We start from the raw sequence: 23,414 nt of genomic DNA, 5'->3' as shown, positions 1-23,414 counted from the left end.
TCAGGCTGCGTCGAACCCGGCCTCCTCGACCGCCTCACGCAAGGCCGCAGGACTGGTTGCCGCCGGATCGAACGTAACCTTTGCCTGCGCCTTCTCGAGCGACACATCCACTGCCGAAACACCCGCCTGTCCGTTCAATGCGGCAGTCACGCTGCGAACGCAACCCTGGCAGGTCATGCCATCAACCCCAATCACGATTTCTTCCACTTCCACACACCTCCATCAAAGGCGCCGCCTGTGCCAGCGACGCAACAACAACGAATTAGTGACGACCGAAACAGAACTCATCGCCATCGCGGCGCCGGCAACGACGGGGTTGAGGAACCCGAACGCCGCCAGCGGAATCCCAAGCACGTTATAGATGAACGCGAAGAACAGGTTCTGCCTGATCTTGCGCAGCGTGGCGCGCGAAAGTTCGATGGCATCGTACACCCCGGTCAGGTCGTTGCGAACCAGGGTCACGTCCGCCGCCTCGACGGCAGCATCCGCGCCGGTGCCGATGGCGAACGAGACATCCGCCGCGGCGAGCGCGGGCGCATCGTTGATGCCGTCGCCCGCCATTCCCACGAGGCCTTCGCCAGCCAGCGTGCGAACCGCCTCGGCCTTGTCGGCCGGCAGCACGCCGGCACGGTAGTCCTCGATTCCGCACTCCCTGGCAATCGCCGCCGCGGTGAGCGCGTTGTCACCGGTCAGCATAACCACCCTCACACCGGCGCCCTTCAGGCGCTCCACGGCCTCTCGCGCACCGGGACGAAGACGATCGGCAACCCCGAGCAGGCCAACGAGCATGCTGCCGCGACTCACCGCGACGACGGTACGCGCCTTCTCCGCCAGCTCGGCCCCGAGCGGCCCGGCGACGCCAAGCGTCTCGCAGATGAACGCGGGCGAGCCCAGCGCCACGCGATCACCGTCCAGCGTGCCGACAATCCCCTTGCCCGCCACCGCCTGTACATCGTCGATGTCGATCGCCCTGATTTCGCGCGCGCTGGCACCACCTGTGATCGCCGATGCGATCGGGTGCGCACTGCCCTTCTCCAGGCCCGCGGCCAGAGCCAGCAGCTGCTCTTCGCCGACGCCCTCACTCGGGCACACGTCTGTCAGCACGGGGCGGCCCTCTGTGAGCGTTCCGGTCTTGTCCACCGCCAGAACGCTGACCTTCTCGGCCAGTTCGAGCGCTTCAGCATTTCGAACCAGAATGCCGACCCGCGCCCCCTGGCCGGTACCCACCATGATCGCCGTCGGGGTCGCGAGTCCGAGAGCGCAGGGACAGGCGATCACCAGCACGGCAACCGCGTTGACCATCGCCGGGGTGAAGCTCCCGCCGAGCCACCACCACAGCACCAGCGTGAGTACGGCAATGCTCACGACTACCGGCACGAAGACCGCAGACACCTTGTCCGCCAATCGCTGGACCGGCGCCTTCGACCCCTGGGCAGCCTCGACCATGCGAACGATACCGGCGAGCAGCGTCTCCGACCCAACCCCGGTCGCACGGCAGTAAAGTACGCCTGCACCATTGAGCGTCGCGGCAAACACCTTGTCGCCGACACGTTTGCTCACCGGCACGCTCTCGCCGGTGAGCATGGCCTCGTCGATCGCCGACTCGCCGCGCTCGACGACGCCATCAACCGGTACCTTGTCACCGGATCGAATCACGAAGGCATCGCCCTGGCGCAGGGATTCTACGGGCACTTCCACCAGCTCGCCGTTGCGCTCCACACGCGCAATCGCGGGTTGCAGGCTGACGAGTGCCTCGATCGCGGCAGAGGTTCGGGCCTTGGCCCTTGCCTCGAGCAATTTTCCCATCAGGATCAGGGTAATGATGGATGCGGACGCCTCGAAGTACACGTACTGTCCCTCGAATCCGCCAAGCGTCACCACGAGGCTGAACAAGTAGGCGATGCTCGTACCAAGCGCCACCAGGACGTCCATGTTGGCGGTGCCGCCCCGCAGTGCCGACCATGCGCCTCGATAGAATCGCGCACCGATCCAGAACTGCACCGGCGTGGCAAGAAGGAGCTGCAACCATCTCGGGAGGAGGTCGTGATGCCCGCCACCACCGAGCATCGCCGGCATCTGGGCCAGCAGCGGCAACGTGAGCGCGGCGGCAATCCAGAAGCGCCGTAGCTCCTGCCTGTACGCTGCCTCCTTGCGGGCCTTTTCGGCCTCACGATCGGCCTGCCCGCTTTCGATCGCGTCATACCCCGCCTTGCGAATCGCATCGATGATGTCGGACTTGTCTGCCAGTCCAGGCTGGTAACGGACCAGCGCACGTTCGGTCGCGAGATTGACCTGAGCCTCCACACCGGCCATGCGATTGAGCACTTTCTCGATCCGCGTGGCACAGGCGGCGCAGGTCATGCCAACGATCGAAAGCTGCATCTCACCGCGAGGAACCGAGAATCCGGCGCGCGTGATTGTTTCGAGTACCTTTTCGCCCGACACGGCGGCGTCGCTCAACCGCACCACCGCACGCTCCGCCGCCAGATTGACTTCGGCCTCAACGCCGGGAAGACGGTGGAGAACCTTTTCTATCCTCGTTGCACATGCTGCACACGTCATGCCAGCCACGGGAAGCTCAAGACGACGCTTGTCACTGGAGGATATGTCTTCGCTGTTCATCGTTCCATGCGCTCCTGCTCGATGAAACGAGTCTAAACTCCGTACCCTGATACGGAGTCAACAGATGAAACCACTTACCATCGGTACCCTCGCAAAATCGGCCGGCGTCGGCGTCGAAACCATCCGCTACTACCAGCGGCGCGGGCTACTCAGCGACAAGGGGCCACGCCGGGGGGCCTATCGGATCTATGAGAGTGGGGATCTTGCACGCTTGCGCTTCATACGTCGCGCTCAGGCGCTCGGGTTCTCGCTCGACGAAATAGGAGACCTGCTTAGCCTGGACGAAACCGACGATCGCGCCGAAGCGCGTGCGCTGGCCCAGGCGCGGCTCGGCGAGGTGGAAAAGCGCCTGCGTCAGCTCCAGGAAATACGCGATGCACTGAAGGGGCTGATTGCTTGCTGTGAGCACACGGAGTCACCCGCGCCCTGCCCGATCCTGCACACGCTCGCCGAAAATGATGAGCTGGACACCCACGCGCGCTGACTCCGACGCCGGACGACAATGCACTAACACACCAGCCTCAGATGTGGCAGACGACACCGTTCCAGAGGTTTGCCCCGAGCGACGGCGCATTGACGAGCCCGAAGACGCCGAAACCGAGTACCACGATGCCTGACACGGCACGGACGACCTTGTTGCGTGTGTAATCACGCAACCGCTTGAGCAACATCCCGGCCAGCAGCAGGTTTGGCAGAGTACCGAGGCCGAACGCCAGCATGAGCATCGCCCCACGTGAAGCCGAGCCGGTCACGAGCGCCGTAGCGAGCACGCTGTAAACGAGACCGCATGGAAGGAAGCCCCACAGCATTCCCAGGGGTAGAGCCTGGCTCACCGAACGCGCCGGCAGGAAACGCCTCGTGAGAGGCTGAATGCGCGACCACAGCCTGTGGCCGAGCCGCTCGATCGGAGTGAGAAAACGGGTAAAACCGGTCAGATAGAGGCCCAGCGCGATGAGCATCAGGTTGGCCACCACATACAGCGTCATCTGCACTGGCAGCACGTTATTGAACAACATGCCCACCGTACCGAGCGCGCCCATCGCAGCCCCCGCGGCGGTGTAGCTCGCAATCCTCCCGAGGTTGTAGCCGAGATGTAGCGGCCAGTCCCGACGTGACTCTCCCGGCAACTGAACGGTAAGTGCGCTCACGATGCCACCGCACATGCCTATGCAGTGCGTACCGCCCAGGAGGCCGATAAGAAATACAGCGATATAGCCGGTCTCAGGCATTGATCACGCGCACCCCGAAAACGTGGTCCGATATTGTCCGCCGATAGATCGGTTGCTGCAACGCAATATTATCAAATGACCTTCGAATAACGCGTCCGTTCCCTGTCGGCCCGCAGGTAACGATCGAATACCATCGCAATGGCACGGACCAGCATTCGCCCCGCGGGAAGAACGGATATCCATTGGTCGTCGATCTGTAACAACCCGGCCTCTTCCATCTCCCGTAGATCTTCGAGTTCCTCCGCGAAATACTTGCGAAAATCGATCAGATAGGAGATCTGTATCGATTCGATCGACAGCTCGAAATGGCACATCAAGGCCTGGATTATGGAGCGTCGCAGCAGGTCGTCCGGAGTGAGTTCGATACCACGCAGGATCGGCAGGTCATCGCGATCCAGGGCGTCATAATATTCGTCGAGCGTCTTGACGTTCTGAGTGTAGGTTGGGCCAACCTTTCCGATGGCCGACACTCCGAAGGCCATCAGATCGCATTCCGCGTAAGTCGAATAGCCCTGAAAATTTCGGTGCAGCCGACCTTGGCGTTGCGCGACGGTAAGCTCGTCATCCGGTTTCGCGAAGTGATCCATGCCGATATAGACATACCCCGCTTCCGTCAGACGGCGAATCGCGAGTTGCAGTATCTGCAGCTTCGCTTCAGGAGCAGGCATGTCCGAGGCCGAGATCCGGCGTTGTGGCTTGAACAGCCCGGGCAGGTGGGCATAACTGTAAAGCGAGATTCGATCCGGCGAGAGCTCAAGCACCTGCTCGAGCGTACGATTGAAGCTGATAACGTTCTGCTTGGGCAATCCATAGATCAGATCCATGCTGATCGACTTGAAGCCAACCTGCCGCGCAGAGTCCAGCACGAGCTTCGTTTCCTCAAAACTCTGGATCCTGTTAACCGCCTGCTGTACATCCGGGGAAAAATCCTGCACACCGATGCTCATGCGGTTGAAGCCGAGCTCGCCGAGCAGCGCCACGGTTTCAAAATCCACTTTTCGCGGATCGACCTCGATCGAATATTCACCGTTCGGAACGAGATTGAAAGATCCTCGCACCGCAGCCATCAGTTCGCGCATTTCGGTGTGCGACAGGAACGTGGGGGTTCCACCACCTAGATGCAACTGCAGTACATCTCGCCCGCCATTGAGATTCGAAGCCTGGAGATCGATCTCTTTTGCAATGTATTTCAGATACTTGGCAGAGCGCCCGTGGTCTTTCGTGATGATCTTGTTGCACGCGCAGTAATAGCAGATCGTGTTGCAGAACGGAATGTGAAAGTATAATGAAAGCGGTTTGTTGATACCGCCTATGGACCGTTGGCCCAACCAATGCTTGTAGGCGTCGGCATTGAATGCCTCGACGAAACGATCTGCGGTGGGATAGGAAGTGTACCGCGGCCCATTCACATCGAAACGCTTGATGAGTTGGGGATTGAACAAAGTGTCTCTGCTGTCGGCCATGTCGATCTTCTGATGGAATTCGTGGCAAAGATCGCAAAATTCGACGCCAAAGGGGTTGACGTGGATCAAAGAGCTGAATATGGCATTGACACCGACAGGGGAACCGAAAATCTGGACATGAAAGCATCGTTTGCGATAACGCCTCAAAACCTCAAGGTTGCGTGTTCGCAATGCAATCTTCGTGAGCTCTGCCTGCCTTTCGGTCTCGCCGCGCACGAGGTGGACCGCCTCGACGAACTCGTCGGCGCACGACGCAAAGTCAAGCGCCAAGGCCAGCTCTACCGTGCCGGTGACTCTTTCGAGGCAATCTACGCGATCCGCACCGGTTCGTTCAAGACCGATGTATTGCTCGAAGATGGACGCGAACAGGTAACAGGCTTCCAGATGACCGGCGAAATCCTGGGCCTCGACGGCATCAGTGGAGAAAACCATTCATGCAATGCAACCGCGCTCGAAGACAGCGAAGTGTGCGTCATTCCATTTGCCCGTCTCGAAGAACTGTCCCGCGAGGTTGAGTCGCTGCAGCGCCAGTTTCACAAGGTCATGAGCCGCGAGATCGTGCGTGACCATGGTGTCATGATGCTGCTTGGCTCGATGCGCGCCGAGGAACGCCTCGCGGCGTTCCTTCTTAACATGTCACAGCGCTTCATGGCACGCGGGTTCTCGGCGGCCGAATTCCATCTACGCATGACGCGCGATGAAATCGGCTCCTATCTTGGACTGAAGCTCGAAACCGTATCGCGAGCATTCTCGAAATTTCAGGATGAGGGACTTGTTTCGGTACAGCAGAAACATATCCGGATTCTCGATATCGACGGACTGAAGCAACTCCTGGTCCGCTGTACCCGAAACTGATCGCGCAAGCGGTCGGGGCTCCGGGAAGCCCCCGCCCGCTCACATCTTCGAGGCATCGGAACGTCTCAGCGGAACTGCGTCGGTCGTTTTCGCGCGGCGCCTCTCATCACGGCTCCAGCACGTAGGTGCCGGGAGCAGCCGCAAGACTTGGGAAAGCCTGCGATGCGGCCTCGCTTGCCGGTACCAGCTCTCCACAGCGGGGCTTCAACCAGGCCATCCAGTCTTCCCACCAGCTGCCATCCGCCTGTGGCGTACGTGCGTGCCAGGCATCGGCGGATTCGGCCCGGTGGGCATCACCGGCCCGGAAGGTCCGCTTCGGAGGTGATACCGGCGGGTTCACGATTCCCAGAATGTGTCCGGAACTCGACAGCACATAACGCTTCGGACCGGTAACGAGATTGGCGATGCGAAAGGTCTCATGCCAGGGAGCAATGTGATCGTCTTCGGCGGCCACAGCGTAGAGCGGTTGTTCGATCCGGCTCAGTGCGATCGGCTGACCGGCCACCTCGAGGGCGTCATCATCCTTCAGACGATTGTTCAGGTAGAGCTCACGCAGGTACCACGAATGCATGGCATACGGCATTCGCGTGGTATCCATGTTCCAGAACAGGACATCGAATGGCGCTGGCTTTTCACCGTAAAGCCAGCCGTGCACCACATAGTGCCAGATCAGGCTGTTGGACCGGAGCAGCCGGAAGGATGACGCCATGTCCTTGCCGTCGAGATAGCCCTTGCGGGCCATGCCGTTGTTGATGAAGCGTACGCTGGCTTCGTCGATGAAGACCTCGATGTCGCCAGGTTTGTGAAAATCGACCAGGGTGGTAAACAGAGTCCAGTCTCGGACCGGGACATCCTCCGCCGCAAACTTCCTGTTGGCCCAGGCCATGTAGATGGAAAGCGCTGTTCCTCCGATGCAATAGCCGACCGCATGCACCTTCGGGGCGCCGGTGAATCCACGTGCGGTTTCGACGATCGCATTGACCCCATCGGTGAGGTAATCATCGAAACTCACATCGCGCATGCTTTCATCAGGGTTCTTCCAACTGGTGATAAAGACGTCGAGGCCTTGTTCGAGCAGGTAACGCACCATGCTCTTCTTGTGATTCAGATCCAGAATGTAGAACTTGTTGATCCAGGGCGTCACGATGACGACCGGCTCCTTGTGTACCTTCGGCCGGGTGGGCGCGTAATGGATCACTTCCAACAATCGATTGCGGAACACCACCGCGCCCGGCGTCATCGCCAGATTTTTCCCGACCACGAAATCAGAGGGGTCGGTCATACGTACCGAACCGGCCTCGAGATCATCGAGAAAATTGCGGAATCCGGAGACCAACGAGTTCCCGCGTGTCCCGATCGCCTTGCGCAAAGCGACCGGGTTGGTCAGCAGAAAATTGGTGGGGGCCGTGGCGTTCAGCCACTTGCGCCACCAGAAGGCGGCACGCCGCCGCTCCTTGCTGGAAAGACCGGGTGTTGCGTAAAGCATGTCCTGCATGTTTCGGGTAAAGATCAGGTAGCTCTCCTTGAGAACGTCCCAACCCGCCGATTCACGCCACACCGGATCGCGAAAACGCGTGTCGTCCGCATGGGGTTCGGCCGGGTCGCGGCTGGAAAGACCGACCATGCGCCGCCAGTTGTGCCACTGCAACTCCCACAATTCCCCGGCAAGCCGGGTACTCGCCTCCGCCAGTTCCTGCGGATGGGCCATCCAGGCAAGTTGGGCATGCACGATGGGCGCGGCGAGGCCGAGCGGATCAACGGCGCCCTCGACGGTCTCGTGGATCTGCCGAAACGATTTTCTCGCCAGTTCCCCAGGATTCACGGCCGGCGAACTGGTCCGCCGCGCCCGTTTGGTCTTGGTAGGTTTATCGCTCATGATTCCCATTGTCCTTGTTTGTCTCTCTCTGACGCCGCATCAAGCGCGATGCATTCCCCGGCCGAGGGAATGGTCACATTGCGCCACTGCAACCTTTCCTCAACGAGCTTCGTCAGCGCGCATGCGCTGCTCTGCTCACCATGGACTACAAACGTCATTTTCGGAGGAGAACTGAAGTTGCCCAACCAGGAAATCAACGCTGCCTGGTCCGCGTGGGCGGAGAGTCCGCCGATGGTGTGGACAGCCGCCCTCACCACGACTGGGTCACCAAACAACCTTACGAGCTTCGCCCCATCCACCAGGCGCCTCCCGAGCGTACCGGCGGCCTGAAACCCGGCAATGACAATGGCGCATTCCGGCCGCGGAAGGTTGTACTTGAGGTGATGCTTGATGCGACCGGCGTCACACATCCCGCTGGCGGAGATAATCACTGCACCGCTCTTTACCTGGTTCAGCGCAATCGACTCCTCTACATCGGAAACGAAACGCACCCTGAAACGCTCGGGATTGCTGCGCCACCAAGCCTGCAACGCCTTGCTCTCGTCGTCCCAGAGGTCGTCGTGACGCATCGTCAGTTCGGTGACTGCCGTGGCCATCGGAGAATCCACGTAAACCTGCAGTGGCGCAACGTCACCGCTTCTGACGAGTTCGGCCAGCACGACGAGAATCTCCTGAGTGCGCCCTACTGCAAAGGCCGGAATGACTACATTGCCATGTCGTACGTGTAACGTGTTGTGCAGGGCTTCGATCAACTCACTCCGGGTATCATCGAAGGCCCGGTGGAGGCGATCACCGTAAGTTGACTCGACCCACAGGTAATCGGCTACGGATATCGGCGTCGGATCGCGCAGAATGGGTCGATCGGGTTGCCCCAGATCACCCGAGAAAACAAGCTTCCGGCGCTGCCCGGCGGCACCGAGCCACACCTCCACGATTGCCGATCCGAGGATGTGTCCGGCGTCTCGGAAACAGACTTCGATCTGCTCGGAAACAATTATCCGTTCGTCGTAATCATGCTTCTCGACATAGCGCAGACAATGCTCGGCCTGCGCCACCGTGTAGATTGGCGCCGTCTCCGTGACGCGCTTTGCGCCACCCCTGCGCTGACGCCGAAGGCGCCACTCGGCCTCCTTTTCCTGGATATGGGCGGCATCGCGCAGCATGACTTCCAACAGATCCGCGGTCGCGCTGGTGCATATGATCGGACCACTGTAGCCAAGCGCGAAAAGTCGCGGAAGCAGGCCTGAATGATCGATGTGTGCATGGGTCAACAGTACGAAATCGATCTCGCGGACGTCGAAATTGAGCGCGCGACGATTCTTGCCGTCTGCCTCCCGGCCGCCCTGGAACATGCCGCAATCGACCAGGAACCGCCCACCGGGGTGCCGGACCTCGTAACAGGAACCTGTCACTTCTCCCGCCGCGCCGTGAAAGCATACTTCCATACTTGTCATGTGAGCTCCCCGACCATCGATTGATCGAATCATCGCGCGAACATCGCGGGGCTGCTTGATCCTTGTCAATCGGCTCTTGTCCGAACGGGCGCATATAATGAATCGTGATCCCGCTCCTACTGGAGGTTTCAATGTTCAAGAATATCCTCGTCCCCACCGATGGCTCCGACCTCTCCAAGAGCACCGTTCGACGGGCAGTTTCGTTTGCACAGGAGTCCGGCGCAAAGATCGTCTTCTTCTATGCCCAGCCGGACTTTCCAATGCCGATCTACGGCGAGGGTGCGCTTATCGACCCGACGACACCCGAGCAGTTCGCAGCTTCGGCAAAAGCGGAAGCCGACCGGATTCTTGCCGATGCATGCGCCATGGCCAACGCATCCGCAGTGAGTTCGACGAGCGACACGGTCGTCAACGAGGTACCTTACGAAGCAATCATCGCCGCTGCGAAACGTCACGAATGCGACCTGATCTTCATGTCGTCCCACGGTCGCCGTGGCTTGGCAAGCCTGCTTCTGGGCAGTGAGACCCAGAAGGTGCTGACACACTGCCGTATTCCGGTTCTCGTTTATCGCGAAGAGGCGACAACCTGAACGTCGTCACGCTGCCCGAGACGCCATCCGGCGAGCAGCGTGACGTCGCAACATAGTTCCGCGATCTTGCGGGCGTCGGATTTTTCACCCGGAGAACGGCGTCCAAAGGAAAGTTCATGCCCGGAAAGGGCCGCATCCGGGGTAATTTCGCAACCGAATGCCTAACTTGAATCTCTAAAGTGTATCGATTCGCCGCATGCTCGAGGCGAATCGAAAAAACACCGAAGGAGAGACAAGATGAGTACCCTCGACCTGTGGTCAAACCCCATGGGGACGGATGGATTCGAGTTCGTCGAATACGCGGCACCCGATCCGGTCGCGATGGGCAGGCTTTTTGAACAGCTCGGATTCACGCCGATTGCTCGACATCGACAGAAGAATGTCACCCTTTACCGCCAGGGCGGTATCAATTTCATCCTGAACGCTGAGCCCGACTCATTTGCCCAACGGTTTGCTCGGCTGCATGGTCCGTCCATCTGTGCCATCGCTTTCAGGGTGCAGGATGCGCGCTCTGCCTACCGCAAGGCACTCGAATTAGGCGCATGGGGATTCGACAATCATGCGGGTCCGATGGAGTTGAACATTCCCGCGATAAAGGGCATCGGCGATTCACTCATCTATCTTGTCGACCGCTGGCGGGGGAAGAACGGTCGCAAGGGCGGCGTGGGTGACATCAGCATCTACGACGTTGACTTCGAGCCGCTCCTTGACGACTCAGGCAACGAAGTGGACCCCGCACCCAAAGGACTCGGTCTACGGGCGATCGATCATCTCACGCACAATGTTCATCGGGGACGAATGAACGAATGGGCTGATTTCTACGAACGACTGTTCAACTTCCGCGAGATTCGTTACTTCGACATCGAAGGTCAGATAACCGGGATCAAGTCCAAGGCGATGACATCGCCCTGCGGCAAGATAAGGATCCCGATCAACGAAGAAGGCAACGAAACCCGAGGCCAGATCCAGGAATATCTGGATCGTTATCATGGCGAGGGTATCCAGCACATCGCCCTTTCAAGCGAAAACCTTTATGAAACCGTCGACGGGCTTGGAGCCAACGGTATCAAGCTGCTGGATACTCCCGACACCTACTACGAGATGCTGGACGAACGAATCGTGGGACACGGCGAACCGACTGCCGAACTTCGACGGCGCCGCATTCTGGTAGATGGTGCCGCGGGCGATCTGCTGCTCCAGATTTTTTCGGAGAACCAGATCGGTCCGATCTTCTTCGAGTTCATTCAGCGCAAGGGCAACGAGGGCTTTGGTGAGGGCAATTTCAAAGCCTTGTTCGAATCGATAGAGGTCGATCAGATTCGCCGGGGCGTGCTCAAGCAGGAACCGTCCTGAATACCCGAGCCACTGATCAACATGGCGGATCAGGATCCCTTATCATCTCGAGCCAAACCAACCAGGAGACTCCCAGTGACCGAAACCGCGGCGTTGATTGATCGTCTTGTCGAAAAACTCGGGGCCGATCAAGTCATCGTCGGCGACGCGATCGAAGCCCGCTACCTCAAGGACTGGAGTGGCGTGCCCGAAGGTAAGCCACTGGCCCTGCTGCGGCCAAAAAACACTGCCGACGTCGCGGCGGCTCTTGCGATCTGTCATGGTTTCGGTACGCCCGTGGTACCACAGGGCGGTCTCACCGGCCTGACGGGTGCAGCGGTTCCGGGAGCCGGGCAGGTGGCGCTCACGCTTGAGCGCCTGAACGGTGTAGAGGAGGTGGACACCGCTGCGGCCACGCTTACGGCACTTGCCGGCACACCGATTCAGGTCGTGCAGGAAGCCGCACATGCCCATGGGTTCCTCTTCGCGCTGGATTGGGGAGCACGCGGCAGCGCAGTGGTCGGCGGCGGCCTGTCGACCAACGCGGGAGGAAACCGGGTGATTCGGTACGGCATGGCCCGTGATCATGTCCTTGGTCTCGAGGTGGTACTGGCGGACGGAACGGTGCTGTCTATGTTGAACAAGATGCAGAAGAACAATTCCGGCTACGACCTAAAGCACCTATTCATCGGCAGCGAGGGGACGCTCGGCGTGATTACCAGGGCGGTATTGCGTCTTCAACCGCAAACCGCTGCGCCCTGCACCGCACTGTGCGCAGTCGATGGCTTCGACGCTGCCGTGAAGCTTTTGCGCCTTGCGCAACGTCGCCTGGTCGGAGCGGTCGGTGCGTTTGAGGCCATGTGGCCCGATTACTACCGCGCAGCAACCTCTTATGGCAAAGCCCGCGCCCCCTTGGGCGACGCACCATTCTATGTACTTACCGACATGGTGACCGCCGATCCGCTTCGCGATGGTGAGCGCTTCGAGGCCATGCTAGAAGAGGCGATGACGCTGGGTCTGGTGCTCGACGCAACGCTTGCCCGATCGGAATCCGATACGGCTTCATTCTGGGCGCTGCGCGACGCAACGCCCGAGATCATGAGCCATCTCGCGCCAATGCTGGCCTTCGACGTCAGCATTCCGATCGGCCAGATCGGTGAGGCCGTCGAACGTATGCGGACCGCGCTGGACGAACGTTGGCCCGGCCAGGAGGGGCTGTATTTCGGACATATCGGCGACTCCAACCTGCATCTCATATATAGCCTGGCGGATGGCAGTGAAGCGACGGCACATGAGGCCGAAACCGCGGTATACGAGATTGTGAAGGACTATGGCGGGGCAATTTCGGCCGAACATGGTATTGGAACGCTGAAGCGCCCCTTCCTGAATTACTCCCGCAGCGAGGCCGAAATCGCGCTCATGCGAACGCTCAAGCGGGCACTGGACCCCGACGGCATCCTCAACCCGGGGAAGGTTATCTGAAAAGCTGCTCCGTCGGCGTTCCCGCCCCGGCACTGGGTGCGTATGGCGGCACGGTTTGCAGCACCCCTGCCCACTGCTATCATTGCCGGCCCAAACGCCCGAAACGGGTGCGAAAACAACAGAAGAGGTTAGACCATGCCGATCTACAGGCTGGGTGATCGCGCCCCCGAAATCGGGGAAGGCTGCTGGATTGCAGATAACGCCACGGTCATTGGTGACGTGAGGCTCGGGGCCAGAGCGAACATATGGTTTGGCGCGGTGCTCCGCGGCGATAACGACCCGATCACCGTGGGCGAAGGAAGCAATATCCAGGATGGGTCGGTACTGCATACCGACGACGGTGTTCCCCTCACCATTGGCAGCAACGTGACGATCGGGCACATGGTAATGCTCCACGGCTGTACCATCGGCGACGGCAGTCTGATCGGCATCAGCGCAGTCGTGCTCAACAGGGCGGTCATCGGCAAAAACTGCATCATCGGCGCGAATACCCTGATCCCCGAAGGCAAGGTCATCCCGGATCGTTCTCTGGTAGTAGGCTCGCCCGGGCGCATCATTCGACAGCTCACCGATGACGATCTGCATCGCCTCATGGAGAACGCAGACGGCTACGTCGGCAATGCACGCCGCTACGCGGCCGATCTGGTGGACATCACACCCGTGAAAGCCTGAGGAAACTCGTCGAGAAGCAGGACAGGCGGAGCCCGCTCAACCCGGTCGGGGCGTTGCAGCATGCGCTCTGGCCAGCACGACGACCGCGGTGAGAATAACCGCACCGCCAACGACCTGATTCGCAAGAACCGGTTCACCAAGAAATATTCCGGCAAGCACAAAGGTGACAACCGGCTCCAGCGTCGACAGGGTCGCCGCATCGGAGGGCCCAAGCCGCCGCATGCCGGCAAAAAAACAGACGATTCCCGCAACGCTGCATAGCAGCGCGATCATCACGATCGACGTCCACCCACCGCCGCTTTCCGGAAAACGCGCGCCGGCCGTCATCACGATCGCCCCGAAACTCGCGGCGGCAGCAAGCATCACCACGCACGCGGCGGCAAAAGGATCCTCCTCACTGAGAACTCGACTGCCAACCAGGATGTAGATCGAATAGAGCACTGCGGCGCCCACGCCCAACAGAATTCCCAGTGGCTCTCCGCTGATATCGGAGCCTATGGTAAGCGCAGTCCCGAGCAATGCGGCAATCACGGCCCCCAGGCGCAGTGCCGTCAAACGCAGCCCAAACAATGCCGCGCTGATAAGTGTGACCATGAAAGGATGTAGATAAAGCAACAGCGCGACGAGGCCTGCACTCGCGTAATTGAGCGCCGAGAAGAAACAGAACGACTGCCCAACGTAACCGATTCCGCCCATACCGACCAGCACGGCGAGATTGCGCCCACGCGGCCAGCGCCGCCGGAACAGGAGCATTGCGCAGCCCATCACCGCGCCGGCGATCAGGAAGCGCAGGAACAGGACCGCGGTAACATCGGCACCACTTGCATAGGCATTGCGGGCAAAGATCGCCATTGCGCCAAACGCGGTTGCGGAAACGGCTACATAAAGCGCACCGACGAGACGGTTTGCATCCATGGATTGTGTTGCTCAACGAGATAGCCCGGCATCATGACGATCTACCGCACAGCCTGCAAGCAAGCGTCCCGCATCGATTTGCGTTACGAAGCCGATCTGCGGCAGCATTGAGAGGGGTCGGGATCCGGCGCCATCCGTTACAACATGAAGAGGTCCAAATGCGCACTCGATTTTGGTCGCACCTTGTTTATGCAAGCTTCCTGAGTCTCGCTGCAGTCGGCGCAAACGCTGCAGAACCGGCGGTGCCCAGCGTCGAGATCAATGCCGAGGGGAGCGCCGAAGCGGCGAACGACCTGGCCACTGCGGTGGCGTATTTCGAGGCGACGGATTCAAATCCGGCGGGACTTTCCGAAAAGGTGAACAAGACCATTACCCAGGCGCTCGCGCTCACCAAGGATTACCCTTCAGTCAAGGTCTCTACCGCAGGTACAAGCACCTATCCGATCTATGACCGCGACGGTCGCACGCTTTCGGCTTGGCGGATGCGTTCGCAGATTCGGCTGGAGAGCCGTGATATCGCGGCCATGTCCACCCTGATAGGCAAGCTGCAGTCACGTCTGGCTGTCTCGCAGATCAATCTCGAACCCGCACCCGAGACACGCAGGGCAGCCGAGAATCAGGCCACGGTAGCTGCAATCTCGGATTTCCGGCGCCGCGCCCAGCTGATCGCCGACACGCTCGGCCGGAAATACCGGATTCAACGACTCAGCGTCAACCAATCAGGCACGCACCCACCGGTCTATATGCGAGCGAAAGTGGCGATGGCAACCGCCGAGGCGGCACCAGCACCGATCGAGGGTGGGGAAAGCACCGTATCGGTTAACATCAACGGAACCGTGGAGCTGACCGACTGATGCGTCACTGCACGCCTTTCGGGAAAAAGGCTGCGCGGGGCCGATCGCGGGGAATGTCCACGGCCCCCTGGGGCTCTTCCGCGCCGGAGCAATGACTTGATCGGACTCATTCAACGGGTCACCGAAGCGCGGGTGATCGTCGACGATCAGGTGGTCGGCGAGATCGGTCACGGTCTGCTGGCCCTGATCGGCATTGAACGAGACGACGTCGAACGCAACGCCCAGCGGCTTGTCGAGCGGCTTCTCGGTTATCGGGTGTTTCAGGATAAGGACGACCGGATGAATCGCTCGCTGACGGACGTCGGCGGTGGCCTGCTGTTGGTGCCGCAATTCACCCTGGCTGCCGACACCAGCAAGGGAACACGCCCCGGCTTTTCGACTGCCGCCCCGCCAACCGACGCTCAACGCCTGTTCGATTACCTCGAACGTCTCGCGCGGGCCGCGCATCCGGTCGTTGCGAGCGGCCGCTTTGGCGCCGAAATGCGGGTCTCGCTCGTGAATCATGGCCCGGTCACCTTCTGGTTGAACGCATGATGGACGGCAAACCACTGCGGCCGCGCACATGGCAGGCAGCGATCATGCTCATGGCCGCCATGATCTCGGCGTGCAGTTCGACGCCACAACGTCACTGGACAACGTCGGATCAATCGGAAAGCGCCCGTAATGAGCGTTTCGAGCTACCAGACGCCGGGCAGCGGGAGCAGATCGTGCTCTCAGCCTTCAGCCTGCTCGATACCGGCTACCGATTCGGTGGCCGCAACCCGGAAGCCGGGCTGGATTGCAGCGGCATGGTCAGCTTCGTCGTCGAGCAAGTGTCCGGGCAGCGGCTGCCACATAATGCGGCGAAGATCGCCGCGCGTACCCGCCCAATCCCGCGTGAGGCGCTCGAAGCCGGCGACCTGGTGTTCTTCAATACACAGGGGAAGGCGCATTCCCACATGGGCATCTATATCGGGGACGGCCGTTTCATCCATGCACCAAGCAGTCGTGGCAAGGTGAGGGTGGAACTGATGGACAATCGCTATTTCGCGACCCGCTTCGACGGCGCCCGGACCCTGCTTGGAGAGGAGACACGGCTGGGGTCAGACTCGACCTACTGAGAAGACTTGGGTGTCTGTACGAATATCTCGCCCGGCTTGGTGAGTCCGAGTTCGAAGCGCGCCCGCTCCTCGACAGCGTCCAAGCCGGTCTTCAGATCGCGGACTTCCGCCTCCAGTGCGGCATTGCGCTGCTCGAGCTTCTGATTGAGCTCTCGCTGCTCCTGAAGTTGACGATCGACTTCCCAGACCCGTAACCAGCCACCCTTGCCAAACCACAGCGGGTACTGCAGCACGACAAGTAACACGGTCAGGATGATGGTTGGCCAGCGCATCGTTTTCTGAAGGGCTTAACTGAAGCGGGCCGGCACCTTGCGGAACCGACCCATATCGCGGGGCAGCGAGGCCTGACGGGCCTCGCACCCGGCATCGCGGTCAGCGACGCTGCAGGTTATAGAACGCGCTCCGGCCCGGGTACACCGCCACATCGCCAAGATCCTCCTCGATCCGCAGGAGCTGGTTGTACTTCGAAATGCGGTCGGAGCGGGAGAGCGAGCCCGTCTTGATCTGCATCGCATTCAGCCCCACGGCGATATCGGCGATCGTCGAATCCTCGGTCTCGCCCGAGCGATGCGAGATCACGGCCGTATAGCCTGCGCGCTTGGCCATCTCCACCGCTGCGAAGGTTTCCGAAAGCGTGCCGATCTGGTTGATCTTGATGAGGATCGAGTTGGCGATACCCTGATCGATGCCTTGCTTGAGAATCTTGGTGTTGGTCACGAACAGATCGTCGCCGACCAACTGCACTTTCTTGCCCATCACATCGCTGAGGTGCTTCCAGCCGGCCCAGTCGTTCTCGGCCATCGCGTCCTCGATCGATACGATCGGGAACTTGTCCGCAAGCGTGGCGAGGTAGTCGGTAAATCCTTGTGCAGACAAGGTCAGCCCTTCTCCAGCCAGAACGTAATTGCCGTCCTTGTAGAACTCGGAGGCGGCACAATCCAGTGCCAGCAGAACATCAGTCCCCGGCTCGTAGCCAGCATTGGAGATGGCTTCCTGGATCAGGTTGAGCGCCTCCTCGGTACCAGTCACGTTGGGTGCAAAACCACCCTCGTCGCCCACGGTGGTGGGATAGCCCTTGCGATCCACCAGCTTTTTCAAATGGTGAAAGACCTCGGTACCGCAACGCAGTGCTTCGCGGAAACTCGGCATCGACACCGGCATGATCATGCATTCCTGGATATCCAGGCTGTTGTTCGCGTGCGCACCGCCGTTGATCACGTTCATCATGGGCACCGGCATCGAAACTGCTCCCATGCCGCCGAAGTATCGATAAAGCGGCAGACCGGCCTCATCGGCCGCGGCACGCGCCACTGCCATGGACACGGCCAGGGTGGCGTTGGCGCCCAGTCGCGACTTGTTCTCGGTGCCGTCGAGTTCGATCAGGGTGCGGTCGATGAAAGCCTGCTCTTCCGCGTCGAGCCCGACCAGCCCTTCGGAGATTTCCGTATTGATGTTCTCCACGGCCTGCAGCACGCCCTTACCAAGATAACGGGCCGCATCACCGTCACGCAGTTCGATCGCCTCGCGGGAACCGGTGGACGCACCGGACGGCACTGCAGCACGCCCCATCACGCCCGACTCGAGGAGAACGTCGGCTTCTACGGTAGGATTCCCGCGGGAATCGAGAATCTCGCGGGCAATGACATCAACGATTGCACTCATAGCATTTCCTTCGGCAAAAAACTGAAAATCGATCTGCTCAACTGACCTGTTCGGGTCGCGGCACGATGCGGCATGCCGTGCCGCGCCGCCCACTCTCCAGCGGGCAATACGGCGAGCGTTCGGTCACGGTTGCGGCACGGCCTCACGCGTCGCCGGACTCGAGCAATCCTTGCTGCTTGACCAGCGAGTCAATCTGCTTGAGCGTTGCCAGCAAGGCCTGCATCTTCGGCAGCGGCCAGGCATTGGGACCGTCCGACAGCGCCTTCGATGGGTCGGGGTGCGTCTCCATGAAGAGGCCCGCGACGCCCACCGCCACCGCCGCGCGCGACAGTACCGGCACAAACTCGCGCTGACCACCCGAGGAGGTGCCCTGCCCACCGGGCAGTTGCACCGAATGGGTGGCATCGAATACCACCGGACAGCCAGTCTCGCGCATGATGGCAAGCGAGCGCATGTCCGACACGAGGTTGTTGTAGCCAAACGAGGCGCCACGCTCGCAGACCATGATCGTATCCGCGCCACCGTTGGCCTCACGGGCCTTGTCAGCGACGTTCTTCATGTCGCCCGGCGCGAGGAACTGGCCCTTTTTGATATTCACCGGCTTGCCGCTTGCCGCCACCGCGTGAATGAAATCGGTTTGGCGACACAGGAAAGCCGGCGTCTGGAGCACATCCACCACTGCGGCGACCTCAGGGACCTCGGCCTCCGTATGTACGTCGGTCAATACCGGCACACCGATCTGGCGCTTCACCGCTTCGAGGATTCGCAGCCCCTCGGACATGCCGTGGCCACGGAAACTCTTTCCGGAGCTGCGGTTGGCCTTATCGTAGGAAGCCTTGAAGATATAGGGAATCGACAGCTGCGCGCAGATTTCCTTCATCTGCCCCGCCACATCGAGGCAGAGCTGTTCGGACTCGGCCACACAGGGACCGGCAATCAGGAAAAACGGCTGGTCGATACCGGCCTCGAATCCGCAGAGCTTCATGCCGCGACTCCTTTCTTGGTCTTGACTCCACCCGCCTGGCGAGCGAGCGCGGCACGGACGAAGGCGGTGAACAACGGGTGGCCCGCACGCGGGTTGGACGTGAACTCGGGATGGAACTGGCATCCGACGAACCACGGGTGATCGGGCAGTTCGATCATCTCGCAAAGATCGGTACCAGGCGCACGGCCCGAGACTTTCAGGCCTTTCTCTTCGAGCTGGCCCAGCAGTACATTGTTCACCTCGTAGCGGTGCCGGTGCCTTTCCACGATTTCCGGTTTGCCATAGATCTCGCGTGCCAGAGAGCCCTCCGCGAGCTTGCAGACCTGACCACCGAGTCGCATGGTCCCACCCAGATCGGAATCCTCACCGCGCTTCTCGACCTTGCCCTCGCGGCTGAGCCACTCGGTGATCAGGCCGATAACCGGGTATTTGCTGTTCTTGTCGAACTCGGTGCTGTGAGCGCCTTCGAGGCCCACCACATTGCGGGCATACTCGATCACGGCCAGCTGCATGCCGAGGCAGATGCCGAGGTAGGGAATCCTGTTTTCCCGGGCATAGCCGATCGCCTTGATCTTGCCTTCGGTACCGCGCTTGCCGAAGCCGCCGGGCACGAGGATCGCATCCATGCTGCGAAGGATGTCGCAACCACCGGTCTCGATGTCTTCCGAGTCGATGTAATGGATGCGGACCTTGCTGCGGGTATGCATGCCGGCGTGGTTGAGTGCCTCAATCAACGACTTGTAGGATTCGGTGAGGTCCACGTATTTTCCGACGAAGCCGACATTCACGGTGTGCTCGGGATGCTCGAGCGCATCAATGAGCCGCTCCCAGACCGACAGATCGGCGGCGCGCGCCAGAATGCCAAGCTTGTGGCAGACGATCTCGTCGAGCATCTGGTCGTGCAGCATGCCGGGGATCTTGTAGATCGAGTCGGCATCGAGCGTCTCGATCACTGCCTCGGGCATGACGTTACAGAACAGCGCAATCTTGCGCCGCTCGTCCACCGGAATCTGTCGGTCGGCACGGCACAGCAGGATGTCGGGCTGGATACCGATCTGGCGCAGCTCCTTCACCGAATGCTGGGTCGGCTTGGTCTTGAGTTCGCCGGCCGTCGGGATGTAGGGCACGAGCGTCAGGTGGATGAAGCAGGTCGCGCCACGCCCTTCTTCGATTCCCATCTGGCGAATCGCCTCGAGGAACGGCAGCGATTCGATGTCGCCGACCGTGCCGCCGACCTCGACGATCGCCACATCCGCGCCTTCCGCGCCACGCTTGAGGTAGAGCTTGATCTCGTCGGTGATATGCGGAATCACCTGCACCGTCTTGCCCAGATATTCGCCGCGACGCTCCTTCTTGATCACCGATTCGTAGATCTGGCCGGTGGTGAAGTTGTTGCGCTTTCCCATCTTGGCGCTGGTGAAGCGCTCGTAGTGACCAAGATCGAGGTCGGTCTCAGCACCGTCTTCTGTCACGAAGACCTCGCCGTGCTGGAACGGGCTCATGGTGCCCGGGTCGACGTTGATGTAGGGGTCGAGTTTGAGGTGGGTAACCTTGATGCCGCGGGACTCGAGAATGGCGCCCAGCGACGCGGCGGCGATGCCTTTGCCCAGCGAGGACACGACACCACCGGTAACGAATACGTATTTGGTCATGAGAAAAGCGACTGCGGGAAAGCGCAATGATACCCGAACTCCCGATCGCCCCTCAACGCGCTCAGCGCAAACTCATCGCATCAGGATCAGCGTATGAACTGCGCGTTCACCGTCCGGAAATCCTCGGTTGCCGCACGATGCAACCACTCGAACGCAACCATCTCGCGCGAGACGATCTCGATTCCGTGGGCTCGCATCCGAGCCAGCGCAAGAGCCTTGTTCTCAGGGTTCCTCGACCCGACGGCATCGGCGACGACGAAGACCTCCTTGCCCTGCCAGCGCAACTCGAGCGCAGTCTGTTGAACACATACGTGTGCTTCCGTGCCGCACACCACCACTTGTCGACGTTCCTCCACCGCGGTGCCCACCAGGCACCCGTCAGCCACGCACGAGAAGTGAACCTTTTCAACCCATTTGGCATCACTGGCAGCAGAGCGAAGTGTCGTCTCTGTCGGGCCCAGGCCTTTGGGATACTGTTCGCTCACCACCGTCGGTACGGCAAGCTGCCTCGCGACACCGGCCAGCCACACACAGTTGGCCAACACCTCGTCACAGGCGTGGATGGCCGGAATCAGTCTTTCCTGGACGTCCACCACCAGCAGAGCGGATTTTTCGCGACACATCAGCACGTTGATATCTCCTTGGACCCAGGCAGCGGAATTGCCTGGGTCCTCTCGTGTCAGGAAGTCAGTTCACCGCGATCGCGGAAATCTTGGAGTGCTTCGGGATTGGCCAGCGCCTCGACATTCTTCACGGCACGCCCGTGCACGATATTGCGGACCGCCAGTTCCACGATCTTGCCGCTCTTCGTACGCGGGATGTCTCCCACCTGAAGGATCTTCGCCGGGACATGGCGCGGTGTCGTGTTGTCGCGAATGGTTTTCCTGATCCGCGCAACGAGTTCATCGTCCAGCGTCAGACCCTCTCGCAGGCGCACGAACAGCACCACACGCACATCCCTGTCCCAGTCCTGGCCGATAACCAGGGACTCCACCACCTCGTCAAGCTTCTCGACCTGGCGATAGATCTCCGCCGTGCCGATGCGCACGCCCCCAGGATTCAGCGTGGCATCCGAACGGCCGTGAATGATCAGCCCTCCATGCGCGGTAATCTCGCAGAAGTCGCCGTGACACCAGATGTTCTCGAAGCGTTCGAAATAGGCGGCATGATACTTCGCCCCGTCGACATCGCCCCAGAAGCCGATCGGCATAGAAGGAAATGGCTTGGTGCACACCAACTCGCCCTTTTCTTCACGCACCGGCCGGCCGTTCTCGTCGAACACGTCAACCGCCATGCCCAGCCCACGACACTGGATCTCGCCACTCCATACGGGGAGTACGGGACTGCCGAGCACGAAGCAGGAAAGAATGTCGGTGCCGCCCGAGATCGATGACAAGCAGACATCGGCCTTGATCGCGTCATACACGTAGGCGAAGCCCTCCGGCACCAATGGACTGCCGGTCGACATGATTGCCCGGACAGTGGCGAGCGAATGGGTGTCGCGTGGACGACGGCCGATCTTGGCAAGGTGATCGATGAATTTTGCCGAGGTGCCGAAGTGGGTCATTCTTTCCGCATCGGCATAGTCGAACAGGATGTCTCCGTCCGCGGCGAACGGTGATCCGTCATACAACAGCAAGGTCGCGCCGGAAGCCAGTCCGGACACCAGCCAGTTCCACATCATCCAGCCGCAGGTCGTGAAGTAGAAGAGCCGGTCCCCCGGCCTCACGTCGGAATGCAGCTTGTGCTCCTTCAGATGCTGCAACAACGTACCGCCAGCGCCGTGCACGATGCACTTCGGCACCCCGGTCGTCCCCGACGAATACATGATGTAGAGCGGATGGTCGAACGGAAGGTCCTCGAACGGGATTTCTGACTCGAAATGCCAGGGCGCAATGAAATCGGCGAGCATACGACCGTGCTTGATCGCGGAGAGATCATGCGCCGCATGCACGTAGGGCACGACGACGACACGTTTCAGCGACGGCAGCCTATCGACCACTTCGGCCACTTTCCCAAGACAATCCACCGTTTTGCCGTTGTAGTAGTAGCCATCGACGGTCACCAGCACCTTCGGTTCGGTCTGGCCGAAACGATCGACTACCCCTTGCACTCCGAAATCCGGCGAAGCGGAGGTAAACACGGCACCGATCGCGGTCGAGGCAAGCATCGCAACAACCGTTTCCGGCATGTTGGGCATGAATGCAGCGACTCGATCACCCTTGCAAACGCCGGCGTCCTTGAGCGCAGCGGCGAAATGCGCCACCTGGCGATACAGATCCGCATGGGTCATGCGATTCTTGACCTTGTCTTCTCCCCAGAACACGATCGCATCGGACTCATCTCTCGACCGCAACAGATTGCGGGCAAAGTTGAGCCTGGCCTCGGGGAACCAGCGTGCGCCGGGCATGCGGTCACCGTTCTCGAGCACCACGCTCCCGGGATCGCCCAACACCTCCCCGAACGCCCAGACGCTCTGCCAGAAAGACTCTGGATACTCAATGGACCATGCATGAAGTGCGTCGTAGTTACGCAGATCAAGCCCCCAGCGGGCACCGGCTTCTGCCATGAATGCGGTCACATTTGCTGCAGCGATACGCCCGGCATCGGGGCGCCAAAGAGGATTGTCGATTGGGGCACTCATGCTTCGTCTCCTTTCATCAAATTATTT

At 60.4% G+C, this 23,414-nt stretch carries 22 protein-coding genes; 9 read left to right on the top strand and 13 right to left on the bottom strand.

Going from position 1 to position 23,414, the window contains the following annotated elements:
- A complete protein-coding gene (locus GQB03_RS17040; RefSeq protein WP_159691957.1) occupies positions 1 to 207 on the bottom strand; it encodes a heavy-metal-associated domain-containing protein in 207 nt (68 codons plus the stop codon).
- Between the two features lie 15 nt (positions 208 to 222).
- Positions 223 to 2,622 (bottom strand): heavy metal translocating P-type ATPase, encoded by a 2,400-nt coding sequence (locus GQB03_RS17035; protein WP_159691955.1) that lies wholly within the window; start codon positions 2,620 to 2,622, stop codon positions 223 to 225.
- A 64-nt stretch (positions 2,623 to 2,686) separates the two neighbouring features.
- Between GQB03_RS17035 and GQB03_RS17030 the strand changes: the two genes are divergently transcribed.
- Positions 2,687 to 3,106 carry a MerR family DNA-binding protein gene (locus GQB03_RS17030; protein ID WP_159691953.1) on the top strand — a complete coding sequence of 140 codons (420 nt, stop codon included), beginning with the start codon at positions 2,687 to 2,689 and terminating at the stop codon, positions 3,104 to 3,106.
- A gap of 37 nt (positions 3,107 to 3,143) precedes the next feature.
- Here the strand turns inward: GQB03_RS17030 and GQB03_RS17025 are convergent, their stop codons facing one another.
- Both GQB03_RS17025 and hemN read right to left on the bottom strand, forming a co-directional pair.
- A complete protein-coding gene (locus GQB03_RS17025; RefSeq protein ID WP_159691951.1) occupies positions 3,144 to 3,851 on the bottom strand; it encodes a sulfite exporter TauE/SafE family protein in 708 nt (235 codons plus the stop codon).
- Positions 3,852 to 3,922: 71 nt separating this feature from the next.
- On the bottom strand, positions 3,923 to 5,314 hold the full coding sequence (gene hemN, locus GQB03_RS17020) for an oxygen-independent coproporphyrinogen III oxidase (RefSeq protein ID WP_046534546.1): 1,392 nt from the start codon (positions 5,312 to 5,314) through the stop codon (positions 3,923 to 3,925).
- A gap of 117 nt (positions 5,315 to 5,431) precedes the next feature.
- On the opposite strand from hemN, the gene fnr reads away from it, so the two are divergent.
- Complete coding sequence (fnr, locus tag GQB03_RS17015; RefSeq protein WP_046534548.1) at positions 5,432 to 6,169, top strand: fumarate/nitrate reduction transcriptional regulator Fnr; 738 nt, start codon at positions 5,432 to 5,434, stop codon at positions 6,167 to 6,169.
- Between the two features lie 106 nt (positions 6,170 to 6,275).
- On the opposite strand, the gene GQB03_RS17010 is transcribed toward fnr, so the two are convergent.
- Together GQB03_RS17010 and GQB03_RS17005 are read right to left on the bottom strand one after the other, a co-directional pair.
- Positions 6,276 to 8,045, bottom strand: a complete 1,770-nt coding sequence (locus GQB03_RS17010) for a PHA/PHB synthase family protein (RefSeq protein WP_159691949.1) — start codon at positions 8,043 to 8,045, stop codon at positions 6,276 to 6,278.
- Positions 8,042 to 9,490 carry an MBL fold metallo-hydrolase RNA specificity domain-containing protein gene (locus GQB03_RS17005; protein WP_159692009.1) on the bottom strand — a complete coding sequence of 483 codons (1,449 nt, stop codon included), beginning with the start codon at positions 9,488 to 9,490 and terminating at the stop codon, positions 8,042 to 8,044. The genes GQB03_RS17010 and GQB03_RS17005 overlap by 4 nt, the downstream gene beginning before the upstream one ends.
- Before the next feature lie 140 nt (positions 9,491 to 9,630).
- On the opposite strand from GQB03_RS17005, the gene GQB03_RS17000 reads away from it, so the two are divergent.
- The 4 genes from GQB03_RS17000 to GQB03_RS16985 all read left to right on the top strand — a co-directional run bounded on the left by GQB03_RS17000 (position 9,631) and on the right by GQB03_RS16985 (position 13,575).
- Complete coding sequence (locus GQB03_RS17000; RefSeq protein ID WP_159691947.1) at positions 9,631 to 10,089, top strand: universal stress protein; 459 nt, start codon at positions 9,631 to 9,633, stop codon at positions 10,087 to 10,089.
- A gap of 237 nt (positions 10,090 to 10,326) precedes the next feature.
- Positions 10,327 to 11,442, top strand: coding sequence for a 4-hydroxyphenylpyruvate dioxygenase (gene hppD / locus GQB03_RS16995; RefSeq protein WP_159691945.1), 1,116 nt, complete (start codon positions 10,327 to 10,329; stop codon positions 11,440 to 11,442).
- Positions 11,443 to 11,517: 75 nt separating this feature from the next.
- Complete coding sequence (locus GQB03_RS16990; RefSeq protein WP_235027111.1) at positions 11,518 to 12,903, top strand: FAD-binding oxidoreductase; 1,386 nt, start codon at positions 11,518 to 11,520, stop codon at positions 12,901 to 12,903.
- Positions 12,904 to 13,038: 135 nt separating this feature from the next.
- Positions 13,039 to 13,575, top strand: a complete 537-nt coding sequence (locus tag GQB03_RS16985; RefSeq protein ID WP_159691940.1) for a gamma carbonic anhydrase family protein — start codon at positions 13,039 to 13,041, stop codon at positions 13,573 to 13,575.
- A 36-nt stretch (positions 13,576 to 13,611) separates the two neighbouring features.
- On the opposite strand, the gene GQB03_RS16980 is transcribed toward GQB03_RS16985, so the two are convergent.
- Positions 13,612 to 14,490: a DMT family transporter gene (locus tag GQB03_RS16980; RefSeq protein WP_159691938.1), complete on the bottom strand. Its 879-nt coding sequence runs from the start codon at positions 14,488 to 14,490 to the stop codon at positions 13,612 to 13,614.
- A gap of 8 nt (positions 14,491 to 14,498) precedes the next feature.
- Between GQB03_RS16980 and GQB03_RS16975 the strand changes: the two genes are divergently transcribed.
- The 3 genes from GQB03_RS16975 (at position 14,499) to GQB03_RS16965 (ending at position 16,444) form a co-directional block, all read left to right on the top strand.
- Positions 14,499 to 15,344: an SIMPL domain-containing protein gene (locus tag GQB03_RS16975; RefSeq protein WP_235027110.1), complete on the top strand. Its 846-nt coding sequence runs from the start codon at positions 14,499 to 14,501 to the stop codon at positions 15,342 to 15,344.
- A gap of 96 nt (positions 15,345 to 15,440) precedes the next feature.
- Positions 15,441 to 15,878, top strand: coding sequence for a D-aminoacyl-tRNA deacylase (gene dtd, locus GQB03_RS16970; protein ID WP_159691936.1), 438 nt, complete (start codon positions 15,441 to 15,443; stop codon positions 15,876 to 15,878).
- Positions 15,878 to 16,444, top strand: a complete 567-nt coding sequence (locus GQB03_RS16965) for a C40 family peptidase (RefSeq protein ID WP_235027109.1) — start codon at positions 15,878 to 15,880, stop codon at positions 16,442 to 16,444. The genes dtd and GQB03_RS16965 overlap by 1 nt, the downstream gene beginning before the upstream one ends.
- On the opposite strand, the gene ftsB is transcribed toward GQB03_RS16965, so the two are convergent.
- The 6 genes from ftsB to GQB03_RS16935 form a co-directional block, all read right to left on the bottom strand.
- On the bottom strand, positions 16,438 to 16,716 hold the full coding sequence (gene ftsB / locus GQB03_RS16960) for a cell division protein FtsB (RefSeq protein WP_159691932.1): 279 nt from the start codon (positions 16,714 to 16,716) through the stop codon (positions 16,438 to 16,440). The genes GQB03_RS16965 and ftsB overlap by 7 nt on opposite strands.
- A gap of 100 nt (positions 16,717 to 16,816) precedes the next feature.
- Positions 16,817 to 18,106: a phosphopyruvate hydratase gene (eno, locus tag GQB03_RS16955; RefSeq protein WP_159691930.1), complete on the bottom strand. Its 1,290-nt coding sequence runs from the start codon at positions 18,104 to 18,106 to the stop codon at positions 16,817 to 16,819.
- A gap of 142 nt (positions 18,107 to 18,248) precedes the next feature.
- Entirely contained in the window at positions 18,249 to 19,091 is an 843-nt protein-coding gene (gene kdsA / locus GQB03_RS16950) for a 3-deoxy-8-phosphooctulonate synthase (protein WP_159691928.1), read from the bottom strand.
- Positions 19,088 to 20,743 carry a CTP synthase gene (locus GQB03_RS16945; protein WP_159691926.1) on the bottom strand — a complete coding sequence of 552 codons (1,656 nt, stop codon included), beginning with the start codon at positions 20,741 to 20,743 and terminating at the stop codon, positions 19,088 to 19,090. The genes kdsA and GQB03_RS16945 overlap by 4 nt, the downstream gene beginning before the upstream one ends.
- A gap of 86 nt (positions 20,744 to 20,829) precedes the next feature.
- Positions 20,830 to 21,372 carry a hydrolase gene (locus tag GQB03_RS16940; protein WP_159691924.1) on the bottom strand — a complete coding sequence of 181 codons (543 nt, stop codon included), beginning with the start codon at positions 21,370 to 21,372 and terminating at the stop codon, positions 20,830 to 20,832.
- A gap of 50 nt (positions 21,373 to 21,422) precedes the next feature.
- Entirely contained in the window at positions 21,423 to 23,387 is a 1,965-nt protein-coding gene (locus tag GQB03_RS16935; RefSeq protein ID WP_159691922.1) for an acetoacetate--CoA ligase, read from the bottom strand.
- Positions 23,388 to 23,414: the final 27 nt, after the last annotated feature.

This window comes from Cognatazoarcus halotolerans, assembly GCF_009800965.1.
Classification (GTDB): domain Bacteria; phylum Pseudomonadota; class Gammaproteobacteria; order Burkholderiales; family Rhodocyclaceae; genus Cognatazoarcus; species Cognatazoarcus halotolerans.
Note: the sequence above shows the minus strand (reverse complement) of the source record. Positions and strands in the feature narration are given on the sequence as shown.